Raw genomic sequence first — 17,204 nt, 5'->3', positions numbered from 1 at the left:
AATTAATCCCTCATTTCAAATCCTTTGGTTTAATCGAGTTTCATATTCAAAAACTTTGAAATCGCTTCTTTATTTTTTTCAAGATTTATTTCTATAACCGACCCTGCATGACTATAGGAATTAAAGCCATAAGATCCTTCAATCGGGACGGTCATCGTTTCGATGTCAGCGCCGCCCTTTAACGCGAATGAAAGTGCTCGTGAGATTTCATCTTTAGTCGTTAAATCGGAATGGATATAACCTGATAATGCGCCAATCGTTTTTGGTATGTTCGCAATTACATTAGGCGAAAAAGCCTCGTTCTTTATGGAAGATATTACTTCCTGCTGTCTAGCAACCCGTCCGAAGTCCCCTTCGGAATCAGCACGGAATCGGGCATATCCCAATAGTTCTTTACCATTTAAATGCTTTTTCCCTTTTTTTAATGTTACGCCGATTTCTTTTGACATCTCTTTTTTTACATCAATTTCAACGCCATTGGGAAACGCAATATCAACAATAGACTCAAAATTATCAAAGTCTATTATCGCATAATGATGAATCGGAATTCCAAACATTCCGGTGATTGTGTCTTTCGTTAGTTGCACGCCGTCCAAATAATAAGCGGTGTTTAGCTTGTACGACTGATAACCTGGTATTTCCGCGTAGATGTCTCGCATCAATGAAACAATGCGCATTGTCTTTTCGCTTTTATTCCACGATAATACCATCATCGTATCGGACCTCGATTTGCCACTACTATCGTCATCAATACCCAATAGTAAATAGTTTTCAATAGATGAATAATTTGGGTGGATGCTATCGCCTTTAAACGGACCGGGATTAATACCATTTCCTTCTGCTAAAGATTTACCGGATTTATATTGAATGATTGAATACAGACCAATGAGTATAAATAGTAATGCCAGAATTGTAAATATCACTCTGCCAATACGAAGTTTTCTTTTTCTAGTTCTTCTTGAGATGTTGATATCATCATGATTTCCCACTAATATTCCTCCATAAATTATTCTTTTTAAAAGGACGTCTAATAATCTTTATGGTTGCATTTTTCTCCATTATCATATCATGATAAACCATTTCTCTCTCGTTTATTGTATTAAAACACTGTTAATATTTCGAAAGTTATTTTCTTACCACGGCATTCCCCCACTTCTAATAAAAGTGATAGTCATATACTACAAATAGACTTATATAGAAGGGCGGTGTTTTTTATGGGGTATGAACAAGGTAGAGGAGCAGGTTCTTCTTTTGCTTTAATAGTCGTACTTTTCATCCTGTTGATTATTATTGGTGCCAGCTACATTTATTAATCAGTTGAAAAAATACGAATGAATTCGCTCAGTGGCACCCAATGTAGATTAGAGCGCTTAATACGCGCTCTTTTATTATTCCTTTGTTATACTAGCTTCATATAGAATTGAAAGGAGTCGAGGGTGAATGATAGAAAACAAGTTAGAAAGAGCAGCATTTGCTGGCGGCTGTTTTTGGTGTATGGTCAAGCCATTTAAAGAGTGGGACGGTATACAGGATGTGGTCTCAGGATATATGGGCGGACATATCGACAATCCTACATATGAAGATGTGAAAAAAGGCGATTCCGGGCATCTGGAAGTCGTAGAAATTACATATGATCCCGCTCTATTCCCTTACGAAAAATTAGTAGAAGTTTTCTGGCAACAAATTGACCCAACTGATGCGGATGGTCAATTCCAGGATCGTGGCCATTCCTACTCAACGGCGATATTTTATTATACGGAAGAGCAGCGGCAAATTGCCGAACAATCAAAGAGTAAATTAGATGCAAGCGGCTTATTCGCCAAACCAATCGTCACCCCTATTCGTCCTGCCGAAACATTTTACCGTGCGGAGGAATATCACCAAGATTATCATGTAAAAGAAAAAGCGCATTATGAGGAAGACCGGGCACGTTCCGGTCGTGATAAGTTTATTTCTGAGCATTGGTCCTAAATGAGAAAATGGATAGGTAAATCGAATTTATATCTTCGATTTTCCTATCCATTCTTTTATTAGAAGCTTCCTTTTTTATCGCTTATCTTAACCGTTAATGCGAACATAACGAGATACATCGTTATCAATATAATAAAGGTGTATGTATGATTGCTTGTCCGATCGAAGATAAACGCAATCAGAAGCGGCAAAATTCCCGCCATTATAAAACCACCCGTTTGCATCATCGCCGTCCATGAATTCGTTTCGTCTGCGTTATCTGTTTCATCTAACGGCAACAGTAACGCCACAGGAAATAACCCACCAAGTGGAATCCCCATGATAACAGCACCTACCCACATGAGGGGATGAAATCCGGTCCAAAATAAAATGGTGGCTAATAAGCCCGAAGCTAACATAAGATTAATCCAAAATTTTCGAGCCGGATATTTTTCCATCATAAGCGGAAGAAGAATATTTAAAAATATTTGCACGGTTGTCATGACACTCAGCAGCGTCCCTGCTTGCAGTAATGTCATACCGGCGGAAGAAGCAATCGGTGCAAGCCACGTAATTATCGAAAAGAATAAAGATGACTGCAATCCGAAAAACAAAAGAAATAACCACGCTTTTCGTGTTTTCCAAGGTGACTTCCCTCTTGCTTTCGCTTGCACGACTTTGGGAGCCGTTTGACGTACCTCAATATTATCTCTCATCATAAAGAACCAAGAAACTAGCCCAATAATTACTAAAACTGACCAAATGCTTAGTGCAAAAAAATAAGACCCAGTCGTTTCATAAAAGAGACCTGTCAGGCCTGCACTTGCAGCGGAGCCGACGCCCATACCAAAAGAGTAGACGCCGATGACGGAGGCGGCCCGGTCTGGAAAGTGTTGTTTAATCATCGCGGATAGTAGAGGACCAATCACGGCGATAGAAATGCCGATAATAAATGCAGTTCCAATCAAAATTGGAAATCCTGAAACAACCCCTCTTAATGCTGTCATTACTCCTATAAGGATAAGCATGATATACATGGTGCGCTTTAGCCCAAGCTGACGATTAAAAATTGGGGCTAATGATGCAAAAACACCCATACAGAAAACGGGGATTGCTGTTAGCAAACTTACATGAACATTTGTTAAAGATAATTGTTCACGTATTGTCTCGAGCATCGGGCCAATTGACGTAATCGCGGGTCTAAGATTTATCGAAAGTGCGAATATTGTAAATAAAATAAGTATAGAACCTTGTTTCTTAAATTGTGTAGACAAGAGACATTTTCCTTTCCTGGCGTATATATATAAATGGAAATCATTGCTTTGACATTCCAATCTTAACCCATTTCGTGTTATACTAATAGCATTGAGAATTTTAGGAGGATATCTATGATAGCAGTAAATAATGTGAGTCTTCAATTCGGAGATCGCAAACTCTTTGAAGACGTTAATATACAGTTTAACCCTGGCCATTGCTACGGGCTAATTGGTGCAAATGGTGCAGGAAAGTCAACTTTTATCAAAATCTTATCTGGTGAACTTGATCCACAATCAGGAAACGTAATTATGAATCCGAATGAGCGCCTCGCTATCCTTAAACAGAACCATTTTGAATATGAGGAAAATGAAGTGTTGGAAACAGTCATTATGGGACACACACAACTATATGACATTATGAATCAAAAGAACGCAATTTACATGAAAGAAGACTTCTCGGATGAAGACGGAATGCGCGCAGCTGAGCTCGAAGGCGAGTTCGCAGATTTAAATGGATGGGAAGCTGAATCAGAAGCAGCAATCCTCTTGCAAGGTCTTGGTATCGGAGAAGAATTACATCATGCGAAAATGGCCGAGCTAAAAGGGGCCGATAAAGTAAAGGTTCTTCTTGCCCAAGCTTTATTTGGCAAACCAGACGTTTTACTTCTTGATGAGCCTACGAACCATTTAGATATTCAAGCAATTCATTGGCTAGAAGAGTTCTTGATCAACTTTGATAATACAGTCATCGTGGTTTCCCATGACCGTCACTTCTTGAATAACGTTTGTACGCAAATTGCAGATTTGGATTTTGGTAAAATACAAATTTATCCTGGTAACTATGAGTTTTGGTACGAGTCAAGCCAACTTGCATTAAGAATGGCTCAAGACCAAAACAAGAAAAAAGAAGAGAAAATTAAAGAACTTGAAGCCTTTATTGCACGTTTTAGCGCAAATGCTTCCAAATCGCGACAAGCGACATCACGTAAGAAAACGTTAGATAAGATTGAACTGGATGATATTCGTCCTTCATCAAGACGTTATCCTTATGTAAATTTCCAAATCGGGCGCGAAATTGGAAATGATGTTCTAACGACTAGAGATCTATCTATAACGGTTGACGGTAATAAAATGGTTGATAATGTTTCATTTAATATAGGTAGAGAAGATAAAGTAATCCTTCTTGGAAATCCACTTGCAAAATCAGCTCTTTTGGATGTTTTAGCGGAAGAAACTGAACCAGATGCAGGGTATATCAAATGGGGTGTGACAACAACACGTGCCTACTTCCCTATTGATAATAACAAGTTCTTCCAGGGCTCTGAAAATTCTTTAGTTGAGTGGTTACGTCAATATTCACCTGAAGATCAAACAGAAACATTTTTACGCGGTTTCCTTGGCCGTATGCTCTTCTCTGGTGAAGAAGTTAACAAAAAGCCAGCAGTTCTTTCCGGTGGCGAAAAAGTTCGCTGTATGTTATCAAAAATGATGCTTACAAGTGCGAACGTACTTCTTCTAGATGAACCAACAAACCATTTAGATTTAGAGTCTATTCAAGCATTGAATGATGGTTTAATTGCATTTAAAGGGTCAATGATCTTTACATCACATGACCACCAGTTCATTGAAACAATTGCAAACCGAATCATTGAGATTAATGACGACGGAACAATTACTGATAAGCTTATGACTTACAACGAATACTTGGAATGGAAAAACAAAAAATAAATAAGATGAAAAACGTCCTTTTACGTAAAAGGACGTTTTTTCATGATTTAAAAACTAGCATCGGTGGTATACTACCTGTACAAAAGGAGTGATCGTCATGAAGAAAAATAAGCTATTGATAATGCTTTTTTCTGCCCTGTTCCTAGTTGTTGGCTGCACACAAAAAAACACCATTGATCCTCCAGTTGACAAAAAAACCAATCAAGATTCTGAAAAAGAAGAGAAAGTAGACGATCAAACTACGGACGCTGATGATAAAAAAACTTTAGAAGTTGCGATGATTAATTTCTTTTTGCCTGACGGGTCTAGCGCACACTACGAAGGCGATGGAAATGAATTTGCCGAACTAAACATTGAGGTCACCCATATTGACAGCAAATATGTAGTGATAGATGAAAACAACGGCGGGACTTTAATACGAAAAATATTCCAAGTCGAAAATGATAAAATCGAAACACTGGCCGAGGATGCCATCGACAATGATGAGCCATTCCCCTCAAAAGAAGCAATTAGTAAATTAACTGCAAAAGAAATTTATTTACAAAAACCTTTAGAAGTAGGCGCTACATTTAATCAATGGACAATTGTGGAAACTGACGCAACAGTTGAAACACCCTATCAGTCCTTTGAACATGTATTAGTTATTGAAATGAAAGAAAATGATTTTACAAATCGAAAATACTTTGCAGAAAACTTTGGAGAAATCAAAAGAGAAGCAGTTATGGTAACTGAAGATGAAGAAGACTTTATTGTTACTTCGACTTTAGAATCGGTGCGTAAGTAAAAAGTCGAAGCTGATATTTCTTGATGATGTGGGTTATGGAAGAATTTTCAAAGGAGCTTTGAAAATTCTTTAATGAAAAAGAGGCATCCTCTTGTGGGAGGATGCCTCTTCTAATACTTAGATTAGACTAATTTAACAACGTTCGCAGCTTGTGGGCCGCGGTCACCTTCAACAACTTCAAATTCAACTTGTTGACCTTCGTCAAGTGATTTGAACCCTTCTCCTTCAATTGCTGAGAAGTGTACAAATACGTCGTCTTCGTTTTCAACTTCAATGAAGCCGAAACCTTTCTCTGCGTTAAACCATTTTACTGTACCTTGTTTCATGTTAATACCCTCCAAATAATAAATACTTATAATATGGAACTTTCCTGAATAGAAAAATTCACATATTACAAAAAGTACCGTAAACGCCGATCACTTTTTGTAATATGTGAATACGTTAGTCGGGTGTTCCCTGCTTTTATTGTTGTATCTATTATAACATTATAAATAAATTTGTCAATTAGAAAAAACAAATTATTCTAATTTCTATTCCTTCACCTACTATATGGTTTACCCTTAAACAATAAAATAATTCCATGATAAATTTGTAAATCATCGCTACATGCTTCACAACTTAGTTTTTCGTTTTCTGACCAAAAAGCAAAAAAACAATTCTTTTTTACAGATTCATTTTTATATTTTACCCGAAGAGTAGATAGTGTTTCTTCTAGAAAATTAATCGCGTGATACTCATCAGAAAATGTTTGTCTTGAAAGAACCTCTTCTTCCCAACCTTCAAACATCCACCATGGTTCAAAATCTGCTTTCATATAGATTACTTCATACATAGTCTGTCCCCTCCAATTTAGGAGATAATCTCTCAATTTAATAGTTCCATTCAAGAACGTCTTTAATTTTAGCAAATTGGGTAACAAAGTCCATTTAATTGCTTATGATCAATCAAAAGGAATGTGACCAAGAGGAATATAAGGTATAATTAACATCAAGAATGAAACTTTATCTGTTTGAATTCGTATTAAAGTATATGAGTAAAGGGGGCCTGAAAGTGAAAGAAATAAAAAACTTCTTCATACGACAAACTATATCAACACCAATAAGTATTGCTACATGGTTATATTTAATACTAGGTACCGGTTTAAACATCTTTGCAGCAACAGGCCTTGGAATTGCGCTATATCTGGGTAGTACATTTACAATAAAACAAATCCAAATAACATCAACGATTAAAAAAGTAGGATTGAATCGGTCCGAGTACAATTATATTAATGGCCAAATGAATGATGCAAAACAAAAGTTAAAACGGCTAAATAGCTATTATGGTAAGGTACGATCCGTACAAGCATTTAAACAGCTTCATGAAATAAATACGATTTCCAGAAGGATACTTGGCATCATTCGAACAAATCCCGAAAAGTTTTATCATGCCGAGAACTTTTTCTATGCGCATCTAGATTCGGCGGTTGAATTAACATCCAAATATTCAATCCTTGTTAACCAACCATTAAAAGATAAAGAACTCCAGATAGCACTTCAGAATACTAGAAACACATTAGCTGATGTGAATCAACAACTTGAGCAAGATTTGCGCAATCTACTTGCATCAGATATGGAAAGACTACAAATGGAACTCGACTTCGTCGATGTGACGATGAATAAGAATAAGCCGCTTTTAGAAATGGAAGGAGACGACACAACAAATGACAGAAAATAATAGCATGACAAATAATGTTAAATCAATGGATGATCTACTGGATAACCCATTTGACATGAATGAACCCCTACTACCGAAGGAAATGCAAACAGATAATCAACAGGCCGGCACCGCAGTAAAATTATTGGATCGTTTAACACCCGCGGAGCGGGAAAAGGCAGTTCAATTAGCTGAACAGATCCCTGTTGGAAATTATGAGGCGATAATTACTTACGGTGCAAATGCACAAAGCGAACTTTCCCACTTCTCCCATCAGATGCTCGATCATGTTCAGAGCCAAGACATTGGACCTGTTGGAGATGTGCTTAAAGAGTTAATGGATAGATTGGGAGAAATAGATCCTGATGACTTAAGTGAAAAGAAACAATCTGCAATCAGTAGATTATTCGGAAGGGTTTCCAAGTCAATTCAAGAAATGATGACTAAATATCAAAAGTTGAGCACACAAATTGACCGTATCGGTGTCCAACTTGAACACTCTAAGCGTGGTTTAATCGAAGATGTAAAAATGCTTGATAATTTATATGAACAGAATAAAACATATTTCCAAGCACTTAATGTGTATATAGCTGCAGCGGAGATTAAGCGTGACGAGTTAACGTACGAAATCATACCGAATATGCGACGTGAAGCCGAGTTATCAAATGATCAAATGGCCTTTCAAGAAGTAAATGACATGGTGCAATTTTTAGATAGACTTGAAAAACGCTTATATGATTTACAGTTATCCCGCCAAATCACTATTCAAAGTGCACCACAAATACGTATGATTCAACAAACAAATCAAACGCTTGCGGAAAAGATTCAATCATCAATCATGACTTCGATTCCACTTTGGAAAAACCAAATTGCAATCGCGCTCACATTAAATCGTCAAAGAAAAGCAGTTGAATCGCAAAAATTAGTTACGAAAACGACGAATGATTTATTACTCAAAAACTCGGAAATGCTTAAAATGAATTCAATTGAAACTGCAAAAGAAAATGAGCGCGGCATAATTGAAATCGATACTTTGAAGAAAACACAAGAGAATTTAATTCAAACAATCGAAGAAACTTTACTTATCCAAGCGGATGGACGTGCTAAACGCAAAGCTGCAGAAATTGAAATTGGTCGCATGGAAGAAGAATTGAAACAGCGACTCATCGCAGTTCACGAAAAAACAGAAAACCGCTCACAATAACTTACGGTTGTTTTGTGAAGATAAAAACATGTGAAAAGGGACGAAAAACCACAATGGTTTTTCGTCCCTTCTTTTGCTCAGTTATCTATCACGTATTTCGGATTACAATTGTAAAAAGTTTTCTTAATATCCGCAGCGTCTGATCTGTAAAGTCTTCAACATTACTTGACGATGCGGTTTTATTGCCAAAAATCATTGAAAATAACTCTCTTTGTTCTTCTAAGGGTTCTTCAGAAGATAAAAATAAATGGATTACGGAAATCCCTCTTTTTTCAACTTCCATTACCGCTTCTGCAGTATCAAGAATACCATTTCTATCATAACCATAGGCGGATGGTTCTCCATCGGAAAAAACTAATAAAAATTTATGCTTCTCCTGTCGGGCTGAAAGTCTTTCGCCCATCCACCTGATTGCAAATCCATCACGATTATCCTCATTCGCATCAAAAGATAAGATAGACATTCCATTATCCCGATTTCGATCCATAAATGTATGCATGAGACCAAATACATTCGGTTGAATTTCAGCTGATGCTTTTTCTGCTTCCTCATAATACAAGGATATTTCATGAATCACTTTTAACTCATTGAGCACATCGTGGAATAATAAAACTGCCTGTTTTGTTTCATCTAGTTTATCAATCATCGATGCTGAACCATCTACCAACAAGCCAAAAACAGCATCTAAATTAACGGAAGGTGCATTTTTACGATAAAAGGGCTTAGGACGTTCATCAACAACAAGCGTCGTTAACTTCGATGATAATCTCCCTTTCATTAATCGTTCTCGCTTTGAGTCCTCTTTTAAATCGATTCTCTTTTTCATTTCTTCGATAAAAGAGCGGACAAACGGTCTTTGAAGTTCACGCCAACTCATTAACTTTTGACGGTTTTCCATTTCATTGATTGGTTCAATACGTTGTTCTTCATAAACCACATGCAAATGCTCTTTTCCAAATAACTTTCCTGCTTTTTTTTTGGAGTCCCTTACTTCAATTTCCTCGTGCTCTTCCCCGTCTGAACTTTTACTTACGTCCCCTTCAGATTGTCCAAATCCTATTTCTTCAACTTGAGCATCTTCATTTCCAGGTGTTTCACCACTACCATCTGATTTACCTGAACGTCCATGCTCCAGTTCGTATTCAAGATGCACTCCTGCCTCACGTTCATTTTCTTCGTGCCAAGATCTAAATACTTCTTCAATGGTCTCCTTCTTGCCTTCTTCACCTTCATCAGTCTCCCCTAACCCTTTATGGTAATGGAATTCAGCAAGCTGTTCGGTAATCGAATCTCCGATTGAATAGTATTGATGGAATAAGTCTTGGTGGAGTGATTGCGCAACAATACCAGTAATTCTTTCGACAATAAATACATTGTCTTGTGTATTTCTGGTGTCGTATGCATTTTCAAGGACCGATTTAATTAAATCTATCGGGATAGGACCCCAGTCCACTTCGGAGCCCGCAAACATGCCTTCGTGTAGCAATATAAATAATTCGTTAAGCAATGCATCAGCTAACAGGCCTTTTTGCATATTGGGATGCACACTATTTCTATGAAAATTGACGTAAGCATGGCGTCTAGTATTAAAAGCTGTCGTTGTTCCAGGTCGATTCTGCATAACTTTGTCCATTAGTCGAAATTCCTCTAATAAAAGAAGAAGTTCTTTCGAAAACTTCTGGAAAGGATCTAATTCAATCTTGCGTGTAAATCGACTCCAAGCTGGTACATTAAAATGCTTCCAAAAACCAGCAGTTAATAAATAAACATCAGACAGGCGGCCTAAATGCATGACTTCTTCAGATCTATGACGCCAGAAAACACTCATCGATATGATGCTTTCCTTTGGACGAAATTCCAGTAACTTTCTTTCCGTTAATTCAAGAAATTGTGCATCCGCAAGTGCCCGACCGAGTCTTTCATAAAGTAAAAGCGTTTGGGTATCGACCGTTTCATCATTAAATTGAATAAATCGATTCATTTTCACCATTAGTATCGCCTCATTCTACCCAAGTGTCTACGAGTTCCATGACTAATTTCCGCTCAACTTGATCATCTAACTTCTCCGCGATTGCATAACGAATAGCTCTTTTAACTGGGATATGTTCTGATAAACTAATCGCATCCAATAAGCTTCGGATTGATGCGGCTTCATCGGATAATAAACCATTCATGACCTGTTTCCTTAAATCATTACCAATATTTAATATCGTATCAACTAAACCTTGTGGTGCATTAGGATGTTCAGCTGCAATCAAAGTCTTCAACGCCTCACCTGATAAATACGGAATTGTAAATGAAACAAATCTATTTTTTAGCGCCTCATTCATAGGCGATGTTCCTACATATCCTTCGTTTATAGCAGAAATAATAGTGAAATCCTCATGAGCGTAGATGACCTCCCCTGTAAAAGGGTTTGTAAGCATGCGACGATGGTCTAAGACGCTATGTAAAATAGGCAATGTTTCGGGTCTAGCCATATTAATCTCATCGATATATAAAATATGTCCTTTTTTCATTGCTTGTACAACTGGACCTTCTACGAAATCAATCACTGTTTGGCCTTCTTTTTGAATGATCGTTTTAAAGCCAAGAAGTGATTCAGAATCAAGATCTACAGAACAATTTATACTATGCATGGGTTGTCCGAAATAGCTAGATATTGACTGAGCCAACCTAGTTTTTCCAGATCCGGATGGACCCTTGAGCAATACAGGTTTTTTTAAGACCACACTGACGAGAATATCTTCCCATAAGTGATTATCAGGAGAAATATACCCACCTTCCTGTATTAACAATTCTGCTTCGGTTGTGTAATGGTTTTGTAATCGCTTTGTTTGTTCGTTTTCAACTAGTTGATGCATTCGTTACCCTCCTAATAAAAAAACCGATTCACCAAGAAGGGAATCGGAAAATACTTATTACTCAAAATAAGTTTTATAATAGCCTCCAACTTTCCCTGTATTATCCACTACGAAAATGAATTCATCTGTTTCATTTTTCACTTCATACTCTTTACCAGGTGTTAGAACTTTATTCACTACATATTTTTCAGCATCGGCATGCTTGCATACGACAGTGCGAGTTGCAGGTGCCGTTTTCCAAGTTTTGAAATTCACATTACACACTTCCTTTTTGTATAATGAAAAACCGACCCGCCCATAAGGCAGGCCGATTCACTTATTATGAACCTAGCAGTAAATCTTCTGGATTTTCAATAAGTTCTTTAACCATTTTCAAAAATCCAACAGAATCTTTACCATCAATTACGCGATGGTCATAAGAAAGTGCAATGTACATCATTGGACGAATTTCGATATTATCGCCGATAGCTACAGGGCGTCGAACGATTGAGTGCATACCGAGTATTCCTACTTGCGTACCATTTAAAATTGGCGTTGACATTAATGAACCAAATACGCCGCCATTTGTAATTGTAAAGGATCCGCCTGTCATATCAGCAATTGTAAGTTTGTTATCACGTGCTTTTAATGCAAGTTCACGGATTGCCCCTTCGATTTCAGCAAAGTTTTTACGATCTGCATCAACTACGTTTGGTACTACGAGACCGCCTTCAGTGGAAACAGCAATACCGATATCATAGAAGTTTTTCAGTAGAATCTCGTCGCCGTCGATTTCTGAGTTTACGTAAGGATATTTTTTAAGTGCTGCTACTACCGCTTTCGTGAAGAATGACATGAAACCAAGACGCTGGTCATATTGATCGAAAAACTCGTCTTTTTTACGTGAACGTAGTTCCATAACTTTAGTCATGTCAATTTCATTGAAAGTTGTCAGCATTGCAGTTGATTGTCTAACTTCTAACAGACGTTTTGCAATCGTTTGACGACGACGCGTCATTTTCTCGCGTGTAATCCGGCCATCATCCGCCGCTTCTACTTTCGATGCAGGTGCTGTAGCTGGTTGTGCTTTTGGCGCAGAACCGTGTGCTTCAACATCTTGTACTTTTATGCGTCCCATTGGATCTACTGGATTTATCGCAGCAAGGTCAATTCCTTTTTCTCTTGCTAGTTTGCGTGCCGCTGGGCTTGCAAGTGTGCGGTCTTCTGCTCCTGATGATTCATCAACGGCAGGTGTTTCTTCTACTTTTTCTGCTGGTGTTGCATCTGCTTTTGGAGCTGATGCAGCAGGAGCTCCGGAACCTTCCCCTACGATTGCAATGACTTGACCTACTTCTACTGTGTCACCTTCAGCTGCAAGATGTTCTTGGATAATACCTGCTTCTTCTGAAATGATTTCAACGTTTACCTTATCAGTCTCTAACTCAACGATAAATTCCCCACGCTCTACATTTTCACCAGGCTGTTTAATCCATCGTGATATTGTTCCCTCTGTAATCGATTCTGCTAGTTCTGGTACAATAATTTCTGCCACTTTAATTTCCTCCTTAAGTCATTCCGCTTTAAGCTTTTAATGCTTCTGCAATAATACGTTTTTGTTCAATAGAATGAGACGCTCCGTCACCTTCAGATGGACTTGAACGGTGAATTCGACCAACATATGAAACTTTCTTATTGCCTGCGATTTCTTGAACATATGGATATGCATAGGACCACGACCCCATGTTTTTCGGTTCTTCTTGCACCCAGACAAGTTCTTTAACTTTTGGATAACGAGCAACGATATCACTGATTTTCTCCGATGGGAATGGATATAATTGTTCAACGCGAACAATATGCAAATGATCGAAACCTTTCCCGTCTTTTACTTGTTCAGCCAAATCGATTGCCATTTTACCGCTTGCGAACAAAATACGTTCCACTTTTGTTTTCTTAGTCCCAGTTCCAGGTTGTTCAAGAACAGTTTGGAAACTTCCTTCAGTTAAATCATTTACATCCGCACCGACTAATGGATGGCGAAGTAATGATTTCGGTGAAACAATAACTAGTGGACGCATGGATGGTTCTCCGAGCATTTTTGCTTGCCTGCGTAAAATATGGAAGTAGTTTGCAGAACTTGATAAGTTTGCAACCGTCCAGTTATTTTCGGCAGATAATTGTAAGAATCTTTCAAGTCGCGCACTCGTATGTTCGGGTCCTTGGCCTTCATGGGCATGTGGTAGTAATAACACCAGACCAGACTTCTGACCCCATTTAGATCTGCTTGCTGAAACGAATTGGTCAAACATGACTTGGGCCATATTTGCAAAGTCGCCATATTGCGCTTCCCAAATTGCAAGCGCCTTCTGGTTTTCTAAGTTATAACCAAATTCATATCCGACAATTGCAGCTTCTGTCAGCGGACTATTATTAACGGTGAACGATGCCTTAGCGCCTGAAATATGATGTAAAGGAACTAATTCTTCCCCAGTTTTTTCATCGTGTATCACTAAGTGGCGTTGCGCGAATGTACCGCGTTGAACGTCTTGACCGGAAAGTCTGATCGGGTTCCCATCTTGTAATATTGAACCAAAAGCAAGTGTTTCGGCATGTGCCCAATCAATTTTGTTTTTCCCTTTGAATGGTTCTTCACGTCTTTTTAAAATACGGACGAGTCTGCCAAAAACATCAAAATCTTCCGGAAATGCTAGAAGGTCTTCGTTTAAAGTTCTAAGCCTACTCTCTTCAATACCAGTTTCCAAATCTCTAGGATACCCGGCAAGTACTTCTTCTGGAATTTCCAGTGGACCTTGTTTTTTATCTTTTGAAGCTGGATGGTCTCTGACAACATCGTGCGCTTTTTGCATAATTTTAAATACATCGGCGTCAAGTTGATCAACTTCTTTTTTGGTAACGACGTTTTCAGAAACGAGTGTATTCCCATATATTTCTCGAACAGTTGGATGTTTATGAACAGAATGATACATAACCGGGTTTGTTACTAGCGGTTCATCCATCTCGTTATGTCCATAGCGACGATATCCAAGTAAATCAATCACGATATCTTTCCCGAACTTTTGTCGATATTCGAATGCAAACGACGCGACAGCGATGACAGATTCAGGGCTATCGGCATTTACATGTATAATCGGAACTTCAAATCCTTTTGCTGGATCAGAAGAATAATGTGTAGATCTGGAATCGTAATGTTCAGTCGTAAAACCAATCATGTTATTGGCAATAACATGTACTGAACCGCCTGTTCGGAATCCACGAACTCGGCTGTAGTTAAATGTCTCAGGAACGATGCCTTGACCTGGGAATGCTGCATCTCCGTGTACAAGTACTGCATATGCAGAATCAGTGTCTTGTTCCGGTAAACCAACATTATTTTGTTGTTCTTGAGCAGCTCTTGTTTGCCCTGTGACAACTGAGTTGACGACTTCCAAATGTGACGGGTTGTATGCCAAGAAGCGCTTCATTCCAGATTTCCCTGTATATGTTGCACCTAAGTGATAGACGACATCTCCGTACCAGCCGCGAGACGTTTCTAATGTACCGTCTTTTGGTATGAACGGTTCATCTGAAACGCCAGCAAATAATGCGAAAAACATTTCGTACGGATTATTCAAGACATGCGTAAGCACGTTTAAACGTCCGCGGTGTGCCATGCCTATAAGCATTTTATCAGTTTTGTTTTCTTCTGAACGACGAACAAGTTCATCGAAAAGAACGACGAGTGTATCCAGACCTTCTATAGAAAAGCGTTTGGCGCCTACAAATGTACGGTGAATATACTTTTCGAATCCTTCGATCTTAGTAAGTCTCTCGAGCAACTCTTTTTTACCATCTTTTGATAGATTCGCGGCTACGTTACCGCTTTCAATATTTGATTGGATCCATTCGCGTTCTTGTTCATCGATTACATGATCAAATTCAAAAGCTATTTTTCCTGTGTATAAAGATTTCAAGTAGTTAATTGCATCAAGTCCATTTTCAACAGTGCTTGGCACATTCTTTAAAAATAGGGATGCAGGCATTTCTTCTAAGTCGCTTTCAACTAAATTATAATATGACAGCTCAATTCGAGTTGAATCAGTTGGACGATCGTTTAGCGGATAGATATCGGCTGCAAGATGTCCGTATGTACGGATTGCGTCTTGCAATTTAAATGCTGCAATGACTTTTCCAATATTACTTGCCGGTAGCGCTTCTGCTACTGTATCGTGTGCCCCATCCTGTTGGACTGGCGACCCGAAACGGCTAAACATTTCTGCAAGTTCAGGTTCGACCAATTCCGGGGACGACTTGAACAAATCATACATTTCCATTACATACCCAAGGTTAGGTCCCGTAAAAGCATCGTAAGGGGATCGATGGGCATCTGAATTTTTTGACATGAACAATGACCTCCACATTTGCCAATGGCATATTGTGTTTTTGTTATTTTTTTATCCTTGTTAATTTTACCATGCAAAGACTAGAACTTAAAGGGTTTCGCACGAACAACTAGACTTTTCTTTCCAAATATTGATTTTATAGTCGAAATGTGAATAGATATTGGAGTTTAGTGGTAGTGAATATCAATTTCTATTAATTCCTCTGTGCCATTATCAAGGCGACCATTTCTTCAGGTGTTTTCGGCATTTCGGTTTTCAACATATTTCCAATCAAATAATCTTTCTCTTGATTAAATTCTACTAGTTCTTCTGAAAATGGCCGTAGTGAGATTTCTTCTTCCTTCAAGACACGTGCAGTGCCAATTGATTTAAAGAATGCAGCATTTAATAACTGGTCCCCCCTGCTTTGGGCAGCGGAAAGCGGAATTAGTAGCATTGGAATTCGTAGTGCAAGTAACTCAAATATAGCATTCGACCCTGCACGCGATACAGCAAAATCTGACGCTGCCAATAAATGCGGTAAACTATCCGTTACATATTCAAATTGTTTATATCCCGGGAAGTTCTCGCTAGCGTTATCAAGATTTCCTTTACCGCATAAATGGATAACATCAAAAGTATTCGTAATCGATTGAAGGTCCTTTCGAATTGCTTCGTTTAATATCGCCGAACCTTGACTACCGCCCATAACAATGATGATAGGTTTATCTCCGTTAAATCCCGTTATTCGCAGACCTTCCTCTTTTGCCCCCTGGAATAATTCAGGACGAATGATTGCACCAGTACAAGTTGCTTTTCCTGATGGAACATATTCCAATGTTTGTTCAAATACCGTGAAAATATGATTTGAAAATGGCAATGACATTTTATTGGCAAGCCCTGGCGTGACATCAGATTCATGTATAACGACAGGAATTTTAGCAACTCTTGCCGCTAAAACGACGGGAACGGAAACAAATCCCCCCTTGGAAAAGATAATCTCAGGTCTTAGCCTGCGAATAATCGATAGTGCTTGTATGAATCCAGTCCCGACTCGAAAAGGATCCGTGAAGTTTTTCATTGAAAAATAACGTCTTAATTTTCCGCTTTGAATTGCATGGTACGTAACGTCGGGCTGATTATCTCCAATGAGTTCTTTTTCAATTCCGTCGTGAGACCCGATATAATGGATTTCGTACCCGCGCTCATGAAATACGGGGATCAGCGCTTCATTCACAGAAACATGACCAGCAGTGCCGCCGCCCGTTAGTAAAATAATCGGCCGTTTCATAAGGCCTTCACCTCTTCTATTCTAAATATGTATTCTATACGATTGAACACCCCTTATTATAGCAAAGAATTCATGGT

Annotated in this window: 16 protein-coding genes; 6 read left to right on the top strand and 10 right to left on the bottom strand. The window is 38.5% G+C overall.

What is annotated here, in order from left to right; translation table 11 throughout:
• Positions 1-29 precede the first annotated feature (29 nt).
• Positions 30-989: an LCP family protein gene (locus J4G36_RS04610; RefSeq protein ID WP_210468890.1), complete on the bottom strand. Its 960-nt coding sequence runs from the start codon at positions 987-989 to the stop codon at positions 30-32.
• 225 nt (positions 990-1,214) lie between these two features.
• Between J4G36_RS04610 and J4G36_RS04605 the strand changes: the two genes are divergently transcribed.
• Both J4G36_RS04605 and msrA read left to right on the top strand, forming a co-directional pair.
• Complete coding sequence (locus J4G36_RS04605; RefSeq protein ID WP_210468889.1) at positions 1,215-1,313, top strand: YjcZ family sporulation protein; 99 nt, start codon at positions 1,215-1,217, stop codon at positions 1,311-1,313.
• 127 nt (positions 1,314-1,440) lie between these two features.
• Positions 1,441-1,971 (top strand): peptide-methionine (S)-S-oxide reductase MsrA, encoded by a 531-nt coding sequence (gene msrA, locus J4G36_RS04600; RefSeq protein WP_210468888.1) that lies wholly within the window; start codon positions 1,441-1,443, stop codon positions 1,969-1,971.
• Between the two features lie 59 nt (positions 1,972-2,030).
• Here msrA and J4G36_RS04595 read toward each other — a convergent pair whose 3' ends face one another.
• Complete coding sequence (locus J4G36_RS04595; RefSeq protein ID WP_210468887.1) at positions 2,031-3,224, bottom strand: MFS transporter; 1,194 nt, start codon at positions 3,222-3,224, stop codon at positions 2,031-2,033.
• Positions 3,225-3,338: 114 nt separating this feature from the next.
• Here J4G36_RS04595 and J4G36_RS04590 point away from each other — a divergent pair, with 114 nt between their 5' ends.
• Both J4G36_RS04590 and J4G36_RS04585 read left to right on the top strand, forming a co-directional pair.
• Positions 3,339-4,934: an ABC-F family ATP-binding cassette domain-containing protein gene (locus J4G36_RS04590; protein ID WP_210468886.1), complete on the top strand. Its 1,596-nt coding sequence runs from the start codon at positions 3,339-3,341 to the stop codon at positions 4,932-4,934.
• 97 nt (positions 4,935-5,031) lie between these two features.
• Entirely contained in the window at positions 5,032-5,718 is a 687-nt protein-coding gene (locus J4G36_RS04585) for a hypothetical protein (protein ID WP_210468885.1), read from the top strand.
• A gap of 122 nt (positions 5,719-5,840) precedes the next feature.
• Here the strand turns inward: J4G36_RS04585 and J4G36_RS04580 are convergent, their stop codons facing one another.
• Together J4G36_RS04580 and J4G36_RS04575 are read right to left on the bottom strand one after the other, a co-directional pair.
• Positions 5,841-6,044, bottom strand: coding sequence for a cold-shock protein (locus tag J4G36_RS04580; protein WP_075527843.1), 204 nt, complete (start codon positions 6,042-6,044; stop codon positions 5,841-5,843).
• 212 nt (positions 6,045-6,256) lie between these two features.
• The gene (locus J4G36_RS04575; RefSeq protein WP_210468884.1) at positions 6,257-6,550 is read right to left on the bottom strand and encodes a DUF1033 family protein; all 294 of its coding nucleotides are present in this window, start codon (positions 6,548-6,550) and stop codon (positions 6,257-6,259) included.
• A gap of 218 nt (positions 6,551-6,768) precedes the next feature.
• Here J4G36_RS04575 and J4G36_RS04570 point away from each other — a divergent pair, with 218 nt between their 5' ends.
• Positions 6,769-7,434 (top strand): 5-bromo-4-chloroindolyl phosphate hydrolysis family protein, encoded by a 666-nt coding sequence (locus tag J4G36_RS04570; RefSeq protein WP_210468883.1) that lies wholly within the window; start codon positions 6,769-6,771, stop codon positions 7,432-7,434.
• Positions 7,421-8,617: a toxic anion resistance protein gene (locus J4G36_RS04565; protein WP_210468882.1), complete on the top strand. Its 1,197-nt coding sequence runs from the start codon at positions 7,421-7,423 to the stop codon at positions 8,615-8,617. The genes J4G36_RS04570 and J4G36_RS04565 overlap by 14 nt, the downstream gene beginning before the upstream one ends.
• Positions 8,618-8,705: 88 nt before the next feature.
• Here the strand turns inward: J4G36_RS04565 and J4G36_RS04560 are convergent, their stop codons facing one another.
• The 6 genes from J4G36_RS04560 to J4G36_RS04535 all read right to left on the bottom strand — a co-directional run bounded on the left by J4G36_RS04560 (position 8,706) and on the right by J4G36_RS04535 (position 17,127).
• Positions 8,706-10,598, bottom strand: coding sequence for a hypothetical protein (locus J4G36_RS04560; protein ID WP_210468881.1), 1,893 nt, complete (start codon positions 10,596-10,598; stop codon positions 8,706-8,708).
• 19 nt (positions 10,599-10,617) lie between these two features.
• Entirely contained in the window at positions 10,618-11,481 is an 864-nt protein-coding gene (locus J4G36_RS04555; RefSeq protein ID WP_210468880.1) for an AAA family ATPase, read from the bottom strand.
• A 57-nt stretch (positions 11,482-11,538) separates the two neighbouring features.
• Positions 11,539-11,736: a DUF6501 family protein gene (locus J4G36_RS04550; protein ID WP_210468879.1), complete on the bottom strand. Its 198-nt coding sequence runs from the start codon at positions 11,734-11,736 to the stop codon at positions 11,539-11,541.
• Positions 11,737-11,800: 64 nt separating this feature from the next.
• Positions 11,801-13,012, bottom strand: coding sequence for a 2-oxoglutarate dehydrogenase complex dihydrolipoyllysine-residue succinyltransferase (odhB, locus tag J4G36_RS04545; protein WP_210468878.1), 1,212 nt, complete (start codon positions 13,010-13,012; stop codon positions 11,801-11,803).
• A 28-nt stretch (positions 13,013-13,040) separates the two neighbouring features.
• Complete coding sequence (locus tag J4G36_RS04540; protein ID WP_210468877.1) at positions 13,041-15,857, bottom strand: 2-oxoglutarate dehydrogenase E1 component; 2,817 nt, start codon at positions 15,855-15,857, stop codon at positions 13,041-13,043.
• 193 nt (positions 15,858-16,050) lie between these two features.
• Positions 16,051-17,127 carry an undecaprenyldiphospho-muramoylpentapeptide beta-N-acetylglucosaminyltransferase gene (locus J4G36_RS04535; protein ID WP_210468876.1) on the bottom strand — a complete coding sequence of 359 codons (1,077 nt, stop codon included), beginning with the start codon at positions 17,125-17,127 and terminating at the stop codon, positions 16,051-16,053.
• Positions 17,128-17,204 lie beyond the last annotated feature (77 nt).

This window comes from Sporosarcina sp. 6E9, from assembly GCF_017921835.1.
Taxonomy (GTDB): Bacteria; Bacillota; Bacilli; order Bacillales_A; family Planococcaceae; genus Sporosarcina.
The sequence above is the reverse complement of the archived record's forward strand: the minus strand, read 5'-3'. Positions and strand labels throughout refer to the sequence as shown.